Consider the following 16,726-nt stretch of genomic DNA (forward strand, 5'->3'; position numbering starts at 1 on the left):
ACTCCCCCATTCATCAAACCTTTTCAATTTTACTCAGTAAAATAAACGACTCCTCGCCAACCTTTTGCTTTGGCCTGGGAAATAAGATGTAGGTATTATCTGCCGCAATGAATTTTCGCTGGCTATCCCGGGCGAACTGTTGAGCTGGCTCAAGTTTTTGGAAGTTAACGTAGGTTTGGTCAAATTCAAAATCAGCGGTTTCCCGCTTCACTACCTCGGCCACGCGGTACAATGCAGGCCGTGATTGGATTGCCTTTGGGGCATCGACCAGCCCGTACTGGCCAAGAAAGGTTAGGACTGATTGCTCTGCTACAGGGACGTATTTCTCAGGCTCAAAGTTTGAACCGCACTCCAAACAGATACCAATCTTGCCCTGCGAGGTCATATAACAATCGGTTCCACCGGTTGCGACTTCGCTAATACCGGTCAAAATCGCGCTGATCGGTAGGTGACCAGCAAGTTCTACGCCAGCCGAATCAGTGATAGCAAAGACATCCGTCTCTTGACCATTGTAACCGTGCAGATCGAGTAAAGCGTCACACTTGTTCAGTAACGCCATTAGCTCACGAGCCCGCTCATCCTCCCAGGTCTTGCCGTCGTTCCCGGTGAAGAAACAGCGGTTAAGATTCTTTAAAATTGACCGTTGTCTTCGTGCTATAGCAGGTGGATTGGCTAAAACAAAGTAGGCAGTTCCTGCTTTAATCTGGAGCGTTGGCAAAAGATTTTGGAGAGCCTGCACACCTGCCAGCTCGTTACCATGGACCCCGGCAAAAACAGCGACTGTCTTGCCAGGCTTTGGTCCCCGTTTAATTGTCACAGTTTCATTGATTGTCATTCGTAGCCGCATCTTACCATCACGATTCTGATTAATCACCGCTCAGTGACCTCTGAGAGACTTGACCGCTCAGCTGACAAACACTACAATTCGCCTAACTCGTTGCCTTAACATAAAGGTAACGGAGACCATCCCAATTGTTTGCGCCCTCGTAGCCTAGTGGTTAAGGCAACGGTCTCCAAAACCGTCGACGCAGGTTCGAATCCTGTCGAGGGTGCAAACAAAATCCCGAATCGTGAGGAAAATACTATGCCACTTTCACCGACCCAGTCGGTCTCATTCTGGTGCGAAGAGTGCCAATGGAAGACTGGTGGTGTCATCATCGACGGGAAACCCGTCTGTCCGAAGTGCCGAGGCAAGCTCCTTGGCATTAACTTTTGTCCTAAGTGCAAAATAGGCACGGCGCTTGAAGCCTGCCCGCTCTGCCACGACCCTATCAAGTCGGACAGCGATCCCGGATAGGAGGGGATCATGAAAGACCCATACAGTTGGCCTGGACAGGCCACGGAACTAGTCATGCGTGATGCCGAGAGCGCCCTTGGCGAATGTAGTTGTTTGCCCTGGGAGTGGGCCACATTTGGCTACCCCGGCAGAGCACCACTGCCAGTCGCGCTCGAAGCACTCACCCTCGCTCAAAAGATCAATCCCAACAATATCGGTGACCACTCGCTTCCCTTCCGACAGGCGGGGCATAAGCAAACCGAGCACGGGTTTGACGGTACCCAACGATTGGAGCGTGAAGCAATTGCCAGCCTCGTCCAGCTTGCCGGTGGCGACCCAGCCACAACTGGCGGTTACCTCTGCGAGGGTGGCACCTCTGCCAACCTTGCCGGTCTCTGGATGGGACGCAATTACTTGCGAGCTCAACCTGGGGCAAAGCGAACGGTGATTATCACGACTCGTCTTGCCCACTACAGCATCCTGAAGGCAGCCGATATCCTCGGCTTCAACCCGAACGACATCATCTACGCGCCGTGTAACCGCTCCGGCGGTATATCGGTTTGCGACATCACTGAACTGGCGTATCGACTCCAGTCGGAAAGGATCACCGGCGTACTGTTCGTCTGTACGGCTGGGAGCACGATGATGGGCAGCGTCGACGATGTCAGCCAAGTTAACGAACTTCGCGCTGGCTTGAGGCTAGCCGGTATCTCGACGTACATCCATGTCGATGCGGCCTTCGGCGGGTTCGTGCTGCCGTTTCTGGCCAAGCCGGTACGCTTCGGCTTCGACCAGGGAGCTGACTCTGTCGTCATTGACCCCCACAAAATGGGGGGCGTACCGTTCGGTTGCGGAGCAATCCTCTACCGCGAGCAGTACGCCGGACCAGTGGCGGTTAAGGCACCGTACTTGAACAGCGAACAGGACTGGACAATCAACGGCAGCCGCAGCGGCGCTAACGCTGTTGCTCTTTGGGCAGTGCTTGAAGAGCAGGGCTTTGATCAACTTGCCAAGTGCGTGCAGCAATGCATCGCTTTGCGCGACTACGCCAGAGAGCTATTGGACCAGGTCGACCACTTCCAAGTGCACGTCGGCCAAACCAACCAGCTTTGCCTGGAGATCACCGACCTTTCGGTGGTGGAGAGACTTGCTAGTCGAGTCTGTAACCACCCTTACTACATGCATGTCGCCCCGTTCCCCAGACGGTTCGACGACCCCAACTGCCAGGAAGGGCGCGCGCTCAAGATGATCTTGATGCCGCACCACACCAAGCAGATGGTGGACGAGTTCGTTAGACAGGTGAAACTATGACAGCGGAACAGAGCGCAGCTCTACCTCAGCTGACATGGACCCCGGAAATGATAGAGACACTTCGATCTGAAGCTTGGGAGGCCGTGAGCAATCGCGAGCACTCAGCCATGAAGATCGAGCTGCTTCTCGCCCAAATCGAGGAGGTCCTCGAGCGCAAGCTCGTCAGCGGTAATGAGGTGTTGGTTTGGCACGAACGCCGAATCGAACTCCAAGAGCTGCACCAAATCGCCACTAGCCGCTGGGAAAACTAACCCAGTCGCCCCGACCCTCACCGCACCGCGGTGGCCAGGCGGAAAGCTTCAAAACTTTCCGCCTTTTTAGTACTGATGCTGAAAATAGAGTTCGGCAATTTTTTCCATAATTGCCTTGGTCGCTTTCTTTGTGTTTCCGTCACTTAAATCTGGGTAATCAATGTTATTGAGGTAAAAAGGCTCACCGATTCGAATGATTATTCGCGGTCGGCCGAGGGCAAAAGGGATGAATGGCGGCAAGTCATGCGGTGCGTTTATGGATAGCGGCAGAATGGCTGAACCAGTCATCAAGGCCAACATTGCCGCGCCGCGCTTACCTTCACCAAGCTTGGCTCTTTCTGGAATGACCTTACCCTCCGGAAACATCATCACCGAGCCGTTGTGCTTGAGGATATGTAACGGCGTTCTAAGCGAACGCTCAATGCCTTTACGCCTATGGGCCATAAATGCACCGAGCATCCAAATTAAAAGATTGAGCCCGGGAATGTAAAAAATCTTGTTTTTGGCCATAAAGCGCAAGGGAAACAACGAAGGCCGACTAAGAAGCGCTACCCCAACCAACTGTGGATCGATGTGACTTTCATGGTTGGAAACGACAATTAATGGCCGCGAGGCTTCCCGCAAATTTTCCCGACCGATAACCTCAAGGCGCGAAAACGTCTTCAGTAGTCCCCAGCTAAGGCCTGCGGCGATATATTGGAATAAAGCGATGATCATTCAAGGGTATTGTACCTGTTAGGAAAGGCGGCGAGTAGTTCTGCGAAAGCGAAGGCTGCGTTTGATATCAAACGCAGCCAGATCCTATTTTCGGCGTTGCCAAGGCAGGGTGAGCCTACAAGTTGCGTGGAGTCATGCTCCGTGCTGGGCCGATAACAACCGGCCCGTTAGTTTCTGCTTTCCGCAGGGCGTGTTTCCCGACCAGTGTGGGTCAAGACGGTCCTCCGTGAGAAACGGTCGGTACGGCGTTCGGATCACCGTACAAGTGACGAGTGACGCGCGTGGGCGTCGTAAGCTATCGATGTACTTTTGACGGTCCTCCCCGCAACCTCACTGCTGGTTGCACTTAAAGTCTATGCCTCACTTTGTAACTGTCAAGACTTATCGAATTTGACAAAGAGAGCTTCGTCGCCTGACGACTCTAGTCCAACCTTGCTCTCGGCAACGTTCAGTCCTGCTAAACCACTTGCTGTAGCGACGTCTTTAGCGCGGGTTTGGAAAATATTTAGGTAGGCTTCGTCTGACGTAAAGTAAGTGAGTGCGGCTTTCTCACCAACAACAAGACCGGCTTTTTTACGTGCATCTTGCAGCAGACGGATAAGCTCGCGGTACCGTCCTTCCGCCTCAAGTTCTGGCGTCAACTTTGTTTCAAGCCGGATCATGCCGCCTTCAACGTTGACGCGGAACCAACCCTCATCGGCCTTGTCTTGAAAGTCGACTTGCTGGACGTTGACTTCATCGCGGAGGATTTCGCTAAATTCTGGTCTGTTCTCGAGGTCGGTAAACCCTTTGACGCTCAAGCTAGATAGTGGCTGACGCAGCGAGATGCCTTCCTGAGAACGTAACATGTGAGTGGTGGAGGCGATCGAACGAACCTGATCCATCAGGCGCAACAAATCGCTCTGCTCATTGATCGAGACCTCATCAGCCGTCGGATAGTTAGCTAGGTGCACCGATTCCTTTTCGGTCAAAGTCTGATAGATGTGCTCGGCGGTAAATGGCAGAACTGGCGCGACGGCTTCGGCAAAGCGCACTAGCACGTTGTAGAGGGTCTGTAAGGCCGCTGCATCGCCAGCCACGAAACGATCACGGCTACGACGTATATACCAGGTCGAGAGGTCTTCGATGAAGGGGCGGATAACCCTAGCGGCGCCTGGAAGATCGAAATTACCTAGACTCGCCTGGCTTGTCGCGATAAGCTCCTCAAGACGAAGACTGATCCAGCGGTCGAGCACATCTGTGCTTTGAGCTTCGGCTGGCTGCCAGGAGTGAGCTTTAGCGTAAGTGAGTAAATACCGAAACGAGTTATGTAGGACGTTTAGAGCACGGGCAGAATCGCGAATGTCAGTTTCGCTGATAGCCATATCCTCCCCCTGCATCACCCGGCTCGACATAAAGTAAAGACGTAGCGCTTCGGCGCTATGTTTCTCTATTGTCGCCTTTGGGTCTGGGTAGTTGCCGTAGGATTTTGACATCTTGCGCCCATCGGTCCCAAAAAGGACGCCCGTAGTAACAACGTTACGAAAGGCGGCCGATTGCTTCAGAGCGTTGCCAAGAACGTGCAAATAATAAAACCATCCCCGAAGTTGCCCGGTGTATTCAATTATAAAATCTGCCGGGAAGTGGGCCTCAAAAACTTCTTTATTCTCAAAGGGGTAATGATCTTGGGCGTACGGCATCGAGCCCGACTCGAACCAGCAATCGAGCACTTCTTTTACCCGACGGGCTTTCTTGCCACTAGGCAGCGTCAGTTCAACTTGGTCGATAAACGGTCGGTGCAAGTCAGTTATCTTTTGGCCACTTAGCTTTTCTAATTCCTCGATCGAGCCTGGGACAAAGATTTCGCCGTCTTCTGTCTCCCAAACTGGAATTGGCGAGCCCCAGTAACGCGTTCGCGACAGCGACCAGTCCGGTGCAGTTTCAAGATTGTGGCGGAAGCGACCAGAGCCAAAATGCTCCGGCACCCATTTGATCTGTTCGTTAGTTTTTAGTAGCTCATCGCGTAGCGGATCAATCCGCAGATACCAGGAAACCTGGGCCTTATAGATAAGCGGCGTCTCGCAGCGGTAGCAATGCGGGTATGAGTGCGCGATAGATTCTTGTTTGAATAACAAACCGCGTTTCTCAAGATCAGCCGTCACGATCGGATCGGCTTTTTTGTAGTAAAGCCCCGCCAATGGCTCGCCGAGTTCTGGTTTGAAATGGCCTTGGTCGTCAAGCGTTTCGAGCACTGTTAAACCGACTTGTTCGCCGAGCGTTGAGTCGTCTTCGCCAAATCCCGGTGCGATGTGAACAATTCCGGTACCCTCCTCCATGCTAACGAACGTCGCAGGATAAACCTTATAGTCAGTCTCACTGTTGGCAGCGTTGTGAGGAAAAAGTGGCTCGTACTGTTGGCCAAGTAGCTTTTCGCCTTTAAAGCGCTCAACAATTTCTAGATCAAGGTCCCCGTAACGCTCCAGCGCTTGATGGGCAAGGATGTAACGCTTCTCTCCGTCCGTAACCTTGACGTACTCAGCCTCGGGGTCAACGGCCAGGCCGAAATTAGCCGGCAAGGTCCAAGGCGTTGTCGTCCACGCGAGTAACGAGACGTCGTCGCCCTCAGCCCGGAAGGCAACCGTAACACCAGGATCGGTGACATCGCGGTAGCTACCTTCATCCATCGTGACCTCAAACTTACTTAGGGGCGTGGCGCAGCGTGGGCAATACAGCGAAGTGCGACGGCCACGGTAAATCAAATCTTTGTCATACAACTGTTTAAACGCCCACATCACCGACTCCATGTACGCCAAATTGTCGGTACGATAGGCGTTTTCCATATCAACCCAGCGGCCGATATGATCGATATACCAGCGCCAAGCAAGGGACGTTTCGGCTACATACTTGCGACACTCTGAAATGAATTTCTCCACTCCCAGCGCCTCGATATCTTTTTTAGTTTTTAAGCCCAACTTCTTCTCTACCTGATTCTCCGCCGGTAAGCCGTGTACGTCCCAGCCCCAGATGCGGCGGACGTACTTGCCCTTCATTGTTTGGTAGCGCGGAATTACATCTTTGGCGATTGTCGGTAGGAGCGTCCCCCAGTGCGGCATGCCAGTAATAAACGGTGGCCCGTCGTAAAACGAGAAAACTTCGCCCCCAGAATTTTTCGCTAAGGATTTGGCATAAATATCGTTCTTAGACCAATAGCTAAGGACGGACTCTTCGAGCTCAAATAACGACTTGAACGGTTCGGCCTCAAACTTCATACTCGGTCCGTCTGTAAGAGCGCTGAGCGCCGCTTGAAAGGTCCTTGACGACAATCTGACCCTGTCGCCATTCCTCGCCTGTCGGCAGGTATATTTCGGCGTAGCCTTTTTTGTCAGCGTATTTAATCTGTTTGCCGAGCGGGATGGCGCTGTCTGGAAAAACCTCAACGATCTTGCCTAAGCCGCGAAGTTTGCGGGCCCAGGCGCGCGTCTCGTTTTCCGTCTCCGGTAGCAAGACAATAAATATCTCGCCTTCTCGGATGAATTCGGTCGTTACATCAACTAAACGATCGACGCCAAATGAGATGCCGACGGCGGGAATTTTCTCACCAGTTAAGTCTTCGACCAACGAGTCGTAGCGGCCGCCGCCGATAACCGAGCCAACCTCAACTTCGGCGTCTTTAACGGAAGCCTCGATGATCGTCCCGGTGTAGTAGTCCAGACCCCGAACCATACTCGGCGCGTAATTGACGTCTAGCCCAAGAGTTTTAGCGTACGAGAGCAGACTAGCCAAGTCGCTCACTACCTCTTCGCCGACTAATTTTGCCGTGGCATCGAGCGTAGGCTTATCGGAGAGAAATATCCCCTGCATTTGACGTAATTGATTCGCGGTGAGGCCGGTTACGAGCAACTCTTTGCTGAGAGCTTCTTCGGAGATCTTCGCTTTCTTGTCGAGCGTGCGCAATACTTTGCCTCTTATCGCCATCTCAACCTTGAGTTCATCAAAAATTCTAGCGACTAAACGACGATCATTGAGCTCGACAGTAAATTCAGCGATTACCGCTTCGGCGGCGGCGATGATCTCCAATAGCTCGCGTTCTGCCCCGAGCGAGGCCACGCCGACGATATCGACATCGGCCTGAGTAAACTGGCGAAGCCGACCGGCCTGAGCCTTCTCGGCTCGCCAACTTGAGCCAATCTCGTACCTTTTGAATGGCAAGTTCAGCGATTGGCGGTTCGCGGCGACGTACCTCGCAAGAGGCACCGTCAGGTCGAAACGCAAGCCAACCGATCGTTTGCCATTATCTTCAAAGAGGTAGAGTTGTTTTTGGCCTTCTTCGCCGTACTTATTGAGCAGGATGTCTTGTCGCTCCAGCGCTGGAGTGTCCATGGAGATAAAGCCGAAGGACTCGAAAATCTCGCGTAAACGACTAGCTATCTCGTACTTGGGCGAGCCGACAAGGTCACGAAAACCGCTCAAAGGCTGAAGTTGTTGGCTATCCATGATAAGGACATTCTAACCTAAAAAGTCACACCCGCGCACTAGGTTAGAGGAAGCTAGTTGTGGGGACTGGCAGCTGGCGGTCCTCGGTGTTGCCGCTTAGAACACGGCAATTCTTACCGAATTGGAAGTAACGCACTGCGCTGTAGCGCTCACGCAGGTTGGCCGAACCTATTGACCGTGCCTGATCCCAATACTCTTCCTTCTCCTTAGGGTTATCCTCCCGCGAAGGGGTCGCTCCGTCGTAAGTCTCGGTGCGCCAAAGTTGCCGGCGCAAGAACGACAGCAGCGCTTCTGGCAAGATGCTTAACATCTTCAAGTCGGCTTGGCGATAGCCCCGCAAGCGTTTGATTAAATTGGGCGCTAAAACCGGCTCAAGTAGGATCAAACCAGCCCAGCTATGGCCGGTTGGTTCGATAACGGCGCGAGCATGAACGAAACGATAACAGCAGGCCACTGGCAAGTAGCCGTGACTGCCAGAGCGCTGGGATAGCGCTTTAAGCTCTTGGCGCATCTTATCAGACATCACTTCCTTGCCGGCACCGTTGTATTTGACCTTGGACAGGATCTCGCCGATGTCGCCCATCATCACTGAAAGAATTTTGCCGTCTTTAGTTTCGAAAATTCTTTGTTCGCCCCATAAACTTAGACCGTGACAGTGAAGCAGTGTTGCCGCGGAGCGCTGCTCTATACCTAGGGTTGAAATGATAATCATTTCTAACGGCGTACCACTATTACAGGTTTGATAACGGAACATGCTGAGATATTCTTCGAGCTGTTTTCTGGCGGTACTTGTAGGAGCGGTGGAATTTTTCTCAGTACTTGAGACCCCGGCCGGGATAAAACGGGCCGTTTGCCAAGCTGTGATTAGGGTGCCTAGTGGTTCGACGATTAGTAACGGCGGCTTATTTGTGTCGCGGCCGTGGCGCAGAAGCACCAAGATAAACACGATTAGCAGCACAACCGGTACTAGCCAGAAGATTATCCCCTCCATTTATTTCAATAATAGCTTAGTTCTTCTCGACTGGGGTAACAATCAAAAGCCGATCATCATCAGCTTGAGGGTTAGTTCGGCCGTCGCGGTTGCTGGTTGTGACGTAAACGGAGCCATCGCCCTTGGCTAGAACGGCCCGTAAGCGACCGTACGTTTTATCAATTAGAACTTCTTGACTCGCGATCTTGCCGTCGATAATTTCGATTTTCTGTAGCTTCTGACTGCGCAAGCCGGCGAATATCGCGGTGTAGCGTAACTCCCAAATTTTTAGGCCCACAAAGTCGATGCCGGATGGCGCCCAAGTTTCATCGCCAGAGCCAAGTAACGGGGCAACGAAACCAGTGTGGTCAAGCGCGCCGCGCTTGGCGGTTGGCCAACCGTAGTTTTGACCTGGCTGGATGGCGTTCAGCTCGTCGTTTGCGGTTTCGCCGTGCTCGGTGGCGTACATCTCTTCAGTTAGACTGTGCCAAGTTAATCCTTGGGGATTACGGTGGCCGAGCGTATAGACAAGCGAGCCTTTCGTTGGATTATCATCCGGCACACTGCCGTCGTCTTTTAGGCGCAAAATCTTCCCCTCAAGTCTCTTTGGATCCTGAGCTAGAGCCGGGCGAGCGGCGTCGCCTGTCAAGACATAGAGCAAGTCGTCTGGGCCGAAGCGCAACCGACCACCGTTATGAATCTGCCCGCCAGCCAGACCGTCAAGAATCGTCTTATTTTCGGTTAACTTGTTATTTTCAAAGACGTAACGGACCACTTTATTTTTCAGCTCGCCGCCGGTGCGGTAGGTGTAGTAAAGATAAAGCCAGTGATTCTCGGGGAATTTGGGGTGTAGAGCGATTCCGGTCAGCCCTGATTCAGAAACGGTGGCGACCGGCAACTCAGCGACAGTTTGAACGGTTTTCGTGTCCCAAAGTTTGAGCTTACCAGTGCGCTCGGTGATCAAGAGCCCTCCGTCAGGCAGCTGGGCCAAATCCCAGGGAATATCTAGACCAGTCAATAATACTTTTGTTTCCCAGGTAAATTGCTTCTCCTTGTAGAGGGGGCCTGATTTATTTGACGTTGCCTCTTGCTTAGTTGGTTGGATTGATGGCGTCAGTTGGCTACCAAGCAGTAGCAGCAGTAGAACCGCAAAATTCCACCACCAGATACTAACGTCTTTCATCGGTGATCCAAGTCTAGCACTAATAAGGCCTAAAGAAATGGGCGGCCCAAGAGGCCGCCCGATTCAATTCATAGAGGAGCAACGTGAGGCGTTTCGGCTAGTAGGCGATCAAGTCGGACAGTAGCCCGACGCGCTTGGCAGCCAGGGAAGCGATCCGCTCGACATCCTCATCCTCAACTCGCCGCTCGAAGCTGCGATAGCCAGACAAGCCGAAGCCTTGGCGCGTCGCCAGGCGGCTGATCTCCTCTACCTGCTCTGGCGAAACGTCCTTGCCGCAAGTGAACGCCTCGCAGCGTCCCTCCAGCGCCAGAACCATAGTCTCGCTCATGCAAGCGTAAGCGTCATAAGGCGGGAAGCCGAAGTTCAAGCCAAAACTTGGCTTGCCCGGCACTCGCACTACGCCGCCCTCGATGACCAAAACGTCTTGGCGCTCTTTCTGTACCCGGAAGCTGACGTCGCGTGGCCGAGCCACATCGACGACAACCGTCCCAGGCGAGAGGTGCTCCGACTTAATGACGTCAGTATCGGAACTAGTGACCGAGATCACCAGGTGCGCTTTGCGAATGATGCCGACGTCGGTGGTGGCTGTACTCAGTGGCAGGCCGATCGATTCGGCTGCTGCTTGCGTTCGATCCAGGTCGCGACCGATCAAGTAGGTTACGGCGAATCGATCCTTGAGCATCTGAGCACAAGTTTTGCCGATCGCGCCTGTAGCGCCAACCACCGCCAGTACCCCTTCGAACCTTAGGTCCAAATTGGGGTACAGGCGTCCAACGGCATCCATGCCAGCCTCGATCGCTGTGGCAACCGTGTAGCTGTTGCCGCTAGTGACTGGAACCCGGCTGCGGGCGTTAAGGGTAATTCCCCCATCGCCGATGCACGCCGTGTGCGCGCCCAGGCCAACGACTTCGGCGCCTTCTTGGGCGGCGATTTCGATCGCCTTGAGAATCCTCTTGTAGGAGAACTCTAGAGGCAGTTTTTGTAGCATCCGTGTGGACATCGGCACGCCGACGAAAACACCCTGCGTCACTGCCCCTGTTGGGCTGGTGATGACGCTAGTGCGTCCAACAACAGACGGACCCTTCATCAGCATAAAGAGCTCGATCAACGGATCGGGCCAACGCTGAAGGAAGGGATAACGACGAGCGGCGTCCTTCGCAGTAACTGCGTGGACGATGAAGCCAAATTTCTTCACGTTTTTCCTCCGAAAGTAAAAAGGTCACAGACCGTCGCTAAATTCTACTCGAATACTTGGTAAAAGTCAGTAACTTAGGCGCCGTAAATGTCTTGACCAAAATAAGAGCTCCGCCATTTTGGATATTGAAATTACCCGGAGTATCGCTCGACCTAACAGGTGCAAACGGGTAGAATGTTCAGGATATTGGTCCCGTCGTCTAGTGGCCTAGGATATCTGGTTCTCATCCAGAAGATCACGGGTTCGAATCCCGTCGGGACCGCATTGTTCGGTGAAATGCACGCAATTTGACAGCTTCCTTAGAGAAGCAACAAAGCGCCTACGCCTACGCGGGGGCGTTTTGTGAGATAACCCGAAATCCCAAACCTGAAGCGGTTCGACTCCCACTGGGAGTCGACACGTAGCTCCATTGTGCTACTGTCCATTTGATGGAATCGGCTGGTTTGGAGCGCATTGCTGACGCGATTGAAAATATCTCCCGAAACAACTGGAGTTGGGTGGTGGGTGTAATTAGTTCAATCACGGCGGTCGTATCTGTTTGGGTTGCATTTCGTGCCGCAAAAACCTCACAAGAAACACAAATGGATTTACTGCGACCCGTGATTGCGCCGATCTCAGAAGGATGGGTACACAACGGCAATCACATCAAATTCAAAATCAAGAATATCGGACAGGGCCCACTGACAAATCTCGCTTGTCCACAACGTAGCCTCGGAGCAGCGCCTAATTCCTCAAGTTTAGCCCCAAGTCAGGACACCGAAGTATGGATGGCGGGGAGCGCCGAAGACGCACTGGCAAAAGCGGGTAGCATCCTCTTTCGCTATCAAGACACCTACGGACGCACTTGCGAGACAACAATAAAGCTGGCTGTAAGCAGGCAGGGCCCAGATCACACAACCAGCTACGATTTTGGATTACCTGAGAGATGGCCAAGCAAGTCGATCGTAGTAAAAAACACGTTGAACTAACAAGGGAAAGAGCTCGTGAATTAGCTCATCTCATTTTGTTCTGTATTAAACAAACGCCCGATAAGCCCTGTGAAACTCCCTGTGAGCTGCAAAAGAGCAAGAAATGGGAGAATATTCGGGTTGTCTTTAACGACCCAGAATAGACAGAGTCTCTTGGTTAAAGCGAGAGCCCTCTGATGGAACATCAAGAGGGCTCGGAAGCGGCGAGGGTGGCCTATGCGGTCATTTTGGCCGTTCTGACGGCAGCGATGCCATCGGGGCCACCCGGTTGGGCGACGGCGGGGCCGGCGTGCGAACGACGTTCGCGTTTCTTCAAGATACGATACTCCTCCTCAGAGACGGGAGGGAACGGGTCAAGAATGAGTCGTCGTAGATCCTCGGGATCTTTCACATTGTATTGGTTCACGGCTAAGCCTCCGAGCATAGCCTATAACTTGCACTATCGTGAGTCAATGTGCGCTAGGCTTCGTTCAAGATAAACTCCGAATAGAGTTCTAGAAAAAACCTCAGTAGTGTTCTGGTTTGGATCTTTTCACTTCTCGGTTTACGGTGCGGACTTGTGTGCATGGGTCCGCAATCAAGCGTTAGCTAGCGCGACACGGCTTTGTTCCGCCAACCAGTCTTCAAGGTCACTCGGTGGTTCGAAATGATCCTGACAGCGAGTTTCATAGGTTCGGTTCTTAACAGACCCTTCCGGCGTCACGGTATCAACAAAAGCCGAGGCCGGCTGACCATCCTCCAGCATCTGGGTGTATTCAGCTAGCTCCCTCTTGCAGACGTCGCAGTAGGCCTTGAGCTTGTGGACTTCGTTCGCGATTGCTAGCAGGTGCCCCATCGGCCCAAAGGGTAAGCCACGGAAGTCTTTATCTAAGCCGGTGATAAACACGTCAGCCTGGTCTCTGATCTTCATGACAACATAGAGGAGCTCGGGGTCAAAGAAATTGGCTTCGTCGATTAGCACTAAATCCACTTCAGGTTTGAGGTGGCGCAAAATTTCCTTACTCTGACCGATAACCTTGGCAGGAATACAGACCTGGGGGTTTAAGCGGGTGCGGATACAATTGTCGTCGTAACGAGTATCGGCTCGGGGTTTGAAAGCGGTGACTTTGGCGCGTTTTTGGTTGGCACAATAGGCCTGGTAGGCATGTAACAACCGCAGTGTCTTGGCTGTTTTCATCGGGCCTGTAAAAACCACCACGCGGTTTGCCATTGAGCTCAAAATATTGAGTTTTCGTTCCGGAAGCAAGCCTACTTACCCTCGAGCAGATCCCTAACCTTGCCGACGAGTTCTTGAGGACCAATGGCAGTTTTGAGGTAATATCCCTGTACCATCTCGGCGGCTTCGCGCTGATAATCCGGGTTGGGCATGGCGGTAAGAATAATAACCGGGGTGTGCTTGCATTCGGGCAAGCTACGGTAGATTTTGAGGGCGCGCAGGCCACCTTGGCGCGGTAACATCAGATCTAGAATAATTACGTCCGGCTTACTATTTAACGCCTCATCAATTGCTTGCTCTCCGTCCACCGCTTCAAAAACCTCGAAATTATTGTGACGGAATATATCTTTATAAAGCCGGCGTAGTTCGTCGTTATCTTCAACTAGAAGCACTTTATGGCGGGCCATCTGCAAGAATAATACGCTAATCGGCAAAACCCTGCTGCAAGCGTGCCCAGTTCAAGCTGACGCGCCGGACCGCCTTACGGAGCTCATCGGCGAGGATAATCGAGGCGGTAATCGCAACTATCGAAACGACAGTAAGCGTATCTATCGCCGCCAAGCCCAGCAAATCCCTCATTGCGGGCATTGCTAAAACTAGGGCTTGTAAGATTGTCGCTACGGCGAATGAGATTAGTAGTAACGGGTTGATTGGAAGTTTGAGCGAGAACACCGATTTCGTATGGCTGCGGGCGTTAAAAACATTCAAGAGCTGGAAGAAAACCATCGCCGTAAGCGTTGCCGTCCGAGCGTAATCGACGCCGTGCTTCAGGGTGAATAGGTAAACTCCTAACGAGCCAGCCGCCATCACTAACGATAGAACTACCATCCGCCAGAACATGCCGGAGTCGACTAATGAAGCTCCGTGTGGCCGAGGCTGCTGACGCATCAGGTCAGTCTCCGCCGGCTCAACGGTTAACGCCATCGACATCACGCCGTCCGTCACGAGGTTCATCCACAAAATCTGAACCGCGAGCAGCGGCAATGGAATGCCAACAAAAAGCGCGTAAACAATAATGAACAACTCGGCGAAAGTTGTTGAAGTAAGATAGAAAACGACCTTACGAAGGTTCTCCCAAATCAGGCGACCCTCGGCAATGGCGTTAACAATCGCTTCAAAATTATCTTGTAGAAGAACCATCTCGGAAGCCTCAATCGCGACGTCGGTGCCACTTCGACCCATGGCGATGCCGATGTCGGCTCTTTTCAACGCTGGGGCGTCATTAACACCGTCGCCAGTCATGGCAACAATTTCCCCACGACGTTGCAGCTTCTCGACTATTTTCAGTTTGTCTGCCGGTGTGGCCCTGGCAACAACGCTCACGTCCTCAAGATCGTGGTGGCCTAGATCATTAGCGTGGATTGCCTTGCCGTGAATATCCAGGCCGATTTTCTGGGCGATTGTCTCAGCCGTCAGAAGGTGGTCCCCAGTAAGCATAATAACCCGGACGCCGGCCTCTTTAGCTGTACTGATTGCCTTTCTTACTTCTGCGCGGATCGGGTCGGCAATACAAAAGTAGCCGACGAAAGTCAGATCTTTGAGATGTCGCTCGTTGGGCGTTTCCGAGCCTGGTCGGTCGCTGTAGGCAAGCGCCACCAAGCGATACCCCTGCTTAGCGTAGGCAGAGGCCCGTTCTTCCAAATTTGCCCGTGAGCGCGCTAATAATCGATTTCTTGTACCTCCAGGCGAGATAACGTGACTGGAGAGCTGTAAGACTTTTTCAGGCGAACCTTTGGTTATGTAGCGATTATGACGCCCGAAGCGATGGACTGAAGTTGAGTAGCGCAGCTCTTGATCAAACGGGATCTCTAGTACTTCCGGGTAGCGACGCTCTTCTTTGAAGGCGTAGTAACCAGCTTTTGCCGCAACCACAGAGAGTGCCGTCTCGGTCGGGTCGGTCAGTATCTGAGCTTGATCCGTTTTTAAGTCCTCCCGTGAGATCGTTGAGGTAGTTGCCATGCTGACAAGCTCGAGGATCAGTTTCAGCCCAGGAAGATGCTCTGGCGCTACTGGTTTGCTCTCGACTGTAAAGCGTCCGGATAACGAGTAGCCGTGCCCGGTCACTGCAACGTCGTCACCCCCCAGCAGAATCCGCTCCACCATCATTTTCCCTTCGGTCAAAGTGCCGGTCTTATCGACGCAAATGACCGTAGCGCTACCCAGCGTCTCCGCTCCGGCAAGTTTTCGGATTAAGGCAGCACGTCGGTACATTCGTAATAGTCCTACCGATAACACTACAGTGAGCGCTACCGGCAACCCCTCAGGAACAATTGCCACAAGAATTGAGAGGGCAACCGCAAACATGTCCGCTAGAGGTATGCGCTGACTTAGACCAAAGAAGAAGATCAGTATCGTCAGGATAAATGAAGCGAGCAGTATGTAACGCCCGAACTGGGTGATTTTTCGTTGTAAAAATGTCGGCGTTGGACGGACCCTCGTTACTTCAGCGGAGATGGCGCCAATTTCTGTATTCATCCCGGTGCCAGTGACGACTGCCACCGCCCGACCGTCAACGAGAAACGTCGACATAAACAGCATATTGGAGCGCTCGGCTAAAACAGTGTCTTCGCGTACAGCGCCAAGCCTTTTGTGAGCAGGGACTGTTTCGCCGGTCAGGGCCGCCTCGTTGACTCTTAGCTGACCCCCCTCTATCAAACGGGCGTCGGCAGGAACTCGATCGCCAGCTTCCAAAACAATAATATCGCCGACAACAATATTCTTGGCCGGTATTTTCTGCTCGATGCCATCACGGATGACGCGAGCCGTTACTGCGAGAGCGTGGCGAAGCTTCTCAATGGTTCGCTCAGCGCGGTACTCCTGGAAAAAACCGATCGATACGTTCAAAACGACCACCGCCAGCACGACAACTGTATCGGTCATATCCTTCTGCAGGTAAGAAATCAGTGCTGCCACGATCAGTATTAAAGTTAGCGGACTCTGAAACTGCCGCAATAAAACAATGAGCGCCGAGGCTTTAGGCTTCTCCCGCAACAAATTATAGCCGTGCCGGCTTAATCTCCGGCTCGCTTCTGCCTCAGAAAGTCCCTTTGCGGCAACAGCGCCAAGCTCGGCTGAAACTTCGCGCTCATTTTTTGACCAAACCCCACCCATTGCTTCTCAGCATAACTGATAAGACAGCTAGCTTGAAGTAAATGTGACGTTTACC

14 protein-coding genes and 2 tRNA genes are annotated in these 16,726 nt (G+C 52.7%); 5 read left to right on the forward strand and 11 right to left on the reverse strand.

Features of this window, described 5'->3' with window-relative positions; genetic code table 11:
• Positions 1 to 13: 13 nt before the first annotated feature.
• Positions 14 to 835: a succinylglutamate desuccinylase/aspartoacylase family protein gene (locus tag HY845_03480; GenBank protein QQG51595.1), complete on the reverse strand. Its 822-nt coding sequence runs from the start codon at positions 833 to 835 to the stop codon at positions 14 to 16.
• Positions 836 to 980: 145 nt separating this feature from the next.
• Here HY845_03480 and HY845_03485 point away from each other — a divergent pair.
• The 3 genes from HY845_03485 (at position 981) to HY845_03495 (ending at position 2,838) form a co-directional block, all read left to right on the forward strand.
• Positions 981 to 1,052 (forward strand) — tRNA-Trp (locus HY845_03485).
• 254 nt (positions 1,053 to 1,306) lie between these two features.
• Positions 1,307 to 2,587 carry a hypothetical protein gene (locus tag HY845_03490; protein QQG51596.1) on the forward strand — a complete coding sequence of 427 codons (1,281 nt, stop codon included), beginning with the start codon at positions 1,307 to 1,309 and terminating at the stop codon, positions 2,585 to 2,587.
• Between the two features lie 47 nt (positions 2,588 to 2,634).
• Complete coding sequence (locus HY845_03495; GenBank protein ID QQG51597.1) at positions 2,635 to 2,838, forward strand: hypothetical protein; 204 nt, start codon at positions 2,635 to 2,637, stop codon at positions 2,836 to 2,838.
• A 66-nt stretch (positions 2,839 to 2,904) separates the two neighbouring features.
• Here the strand turns inward: HY845_03495 and HY845_03500 are convergent, their stop codons facing one another.
• The 6 genes from HY845_03500 to HY845_03525 form a co-directional block, all read right to left on the reverse strand.
• Complete coding sequence (locus HY845_03500) at positions 2,905 to 3,555, reverse strand: 1-acyl-sn-glycerol-3-phosphate acyltransferase (GenBank protein QQG51598.1); 651 nt, start codon at positions 3,553 to 3,555, stop codon at positions 2,905 to 2,907.
• Positions 3,556 to 3,929: 374 nt separating this feature from the next.
• On the reverse strand, positions 3,930 to 6,803 hold the full coding sequence (locus tag HY845_03505; GenBank protein QQG51599.1) for an isoleucine--tRNA ligase: 2,874 nt from the start codon (positions 6,801 to 6,803) through the stop codon (positions 3,930 to 3,932).
• Positions 6,793 to 8,028 (reverse strand): histidine--tRNA ligase, encoded by a 1,236-nt coding sequence (gene hisS, locus HY845_03510; protein ID QQG51600.1) that lies wholly within the window; start codon positions 8,026 to 8,028, stop codon positions 6,793 to 6,795. The genes HY845_03505 and hisS overlap by 11 nt, the downstream gene beginning before the upstream one ends.
• Before the next feature lie 43 nt (positions 8,029 to 8,071).
• Positions 8,072 to 9,019 carry a hypothetical protein gene (locus tag HY845_03515; GenBank protein QQG51601.1) on the reverse strand — a complete coding sequence of 316 codons (948 nt, stop codon included), beginning with the start codon at positions 9,017 to 9,019 and terminating at the stop codon, positions 8,072 to 8,074.
• 16 nt (positions 9,020 to 9,035) lie between these two features.
• Positions 9,036 to 10,181, reverse strand: coding sequence for a PQQ-dependent sugar dehydrogenase (locus tag HY845_03520; GenBank protein ID QQG51602.1), 1,146 nt, complete (start codon positions 10,179 to 10,181; stop codon positions 9,036 to 9,038).
• A gap of 97 nt (positions 10,182 to 10,278) precedes the next feature.
• On the reverse strand, positions 10,279 to 11,376 hold the full coding sequence (locus tag HY845_03525; protein QQG51603.1) for a shikimate dehydrogenase: 1,098 nt from the start codon (positions 11,374 to 11,376) through the stop codon (positions 10,279 to 10,281).
• Between the two features lie 188 nt (positions 11,377 to 11,564).
• Between HY845_03525 and HY845_03530 the strand changes: the two genes are divergently transcribed.
• Positions 11,565 to 11,638, forward strand: a tRNA-Glu gene (locus HY845_03530).
• Positions 11,639 to 11,804: 166 nt separating this feature from the next.
• Entirely contained in the window at positions 11,805 to 12,344 is a 540-nt protein-coding gene (locus HY845_03535; protein ID QQG51604.1) for a hypothetical protein, read from the forward strand.
• 214 nt (positions 12,345 to 12,558) lie between these two features.
• Here HY845_03535 and HY845_03540 read toward each other — a convergent pair whose 3' ends face one another.
• From HY845_03540 to HY845_03555, 4 genes are all read right to left on the reverse strand, one after another.
• On the reverse strand, positions 12,559 to 12,750 hold the full coding sequence (locus tag HY845_03540) for a hypothetical protein (GenBank protein QQG51605.1): 192 nt from the start codon (positions 12,748 to 12,750) through the stop codon (positions 12,559 to 12,561).
• A 171-nt stretch (positions 12,751 to 12,921) separates the two neighbouring features.
• Positions 12,922 to 13,554 carry a thymidine kinase gene (locus HY845_03545; protein QQG51606.1) on the reverse strand — a complete coding sequence of 211 codons (633 nt, stop codon included), beginning with the start codon at positions 13,552 to 13,554 and terminating at the stop codon, positions 12,922 to 12,924.
• 38 nt (positions 13,555 to 13,592) lie between these two features.
• The gene (locus HY845_03550; GenBank protein ID QQG51607.1) at positions 13,593 to 13,967 is read right to left on the reverse strand and encodes a response regulator; all 375 of its coding nucleotides are present in this window, start codon (positions 13,965 to 13,967) and stop codon (positions 13,593 to 13,595) included.
• Positions 13,968 to 13,983: 16 nt separating this feature from the next.
• A complete protein-coding gene (locus tag HY845_03555) occupies positions 13,984 to 16,671 on the reverse strand; it encodes an HAD-IC family P-type ATPase (GenBank protein QQG51608.1) in 2,688 nt (895 codons plus the stop codon).
• Positions 16,672 to 16,726 lie beyond the last annotated feature (55 nt).

Source organism: Candidatus Berkelbacteria bacterium (assembly GCA_016432625.1).
Taxonomy (GTDB): Bacteria; Patescibacteriota; UBA1384; order 2-12-FULL-50-11; family 2-12-FULL-50-11.

Excerpts from the sequence above, each read along its gene's own strand:
- hisS (QQG51600.1), bottom strand. The coding sequence starts at position 8,028 with ATGGATAGCCAACAACTTCAGCCTTTGAGCGGTTTTCGTGACCTTGTC.
- HY845_03515 (QQG51601.1), bottom strand. The coding sequence starts at position 9,019 with ATGGAGGGGATAATCTTCTGGCTAGTACCGGTTGTGCTGCTAATCGTG.
- HY845_03545 (QQG51606.1), bottom strand. The coding sequence starts at position 13,554 with ATGGCAAACCGCGTGGTGGTTTTTACAGGCCCGATGAAAACAGCCAAG.
- HY845_03490 (QQG51596.1), top strand. The coding sequence starts at position 1,307 with ATGAAAGACCCATACAGTTGGCCTGGACAGGCCACGGAACTAGTCATG.
- HY845_03555 (QQG51608.1), bottom strand. The coding sequence starts at position 16,671 with ATGGGTGGGGTTTGGTCAAAAAATGAGCGCGAAGTTTCAGCCGAGCTT.
- HY845_03500 (QQG51598.1), bottom strand. The coding sequence starts at position 3,555 with ATGATCATCGCTTTATTCCAATATATCGCCGCAGGCCTTAGCTGGGGA.
- HY845_03495 (QQG51597.1), top strand. The coding sequence starts at position 2,635 with ATGATAGAGACACTTCGATCTGAAGCTTGGGAGGCCGTGAGCAATCGC.
- HY845_03535 (QQG51604.1), top strand. The coding sequence starts at position 11,805 with ATGGAATCGGCTGGTTTGGAGCGCATTGCTGACGCGATTGAAAATATC.
- HY845_03550 (QQG51607.1), bottom strand. The coding sequence starts at position 13,967 with ATGGCCCGCCATAAAGTGCTTCTAGTTGAAGATAACGACGAACTACGC.
- HY845_03505 (QQG51599.1), bottom strand. The coding sequence starts at position 6,803 with ATGAAGTTTGAGGCCGAACCGTTCAAGTCGTTATTTGAGCTCGAAGAG.
- HY845_03520 (QQG51602.1), bottom strand. The coding sequence starts at position 10,181 with ATGAAAGACGTTAGTATCTGGTGGTGGAATTTTGCGGTTCTACTGCTG.
- HY845_03480 (QQG51595.1), bottom strand. The coding sequence starts at position 835 with ATGACAATCAATGAAACTGTGACAATTAAACGGGGACCAAAGCCTGGC.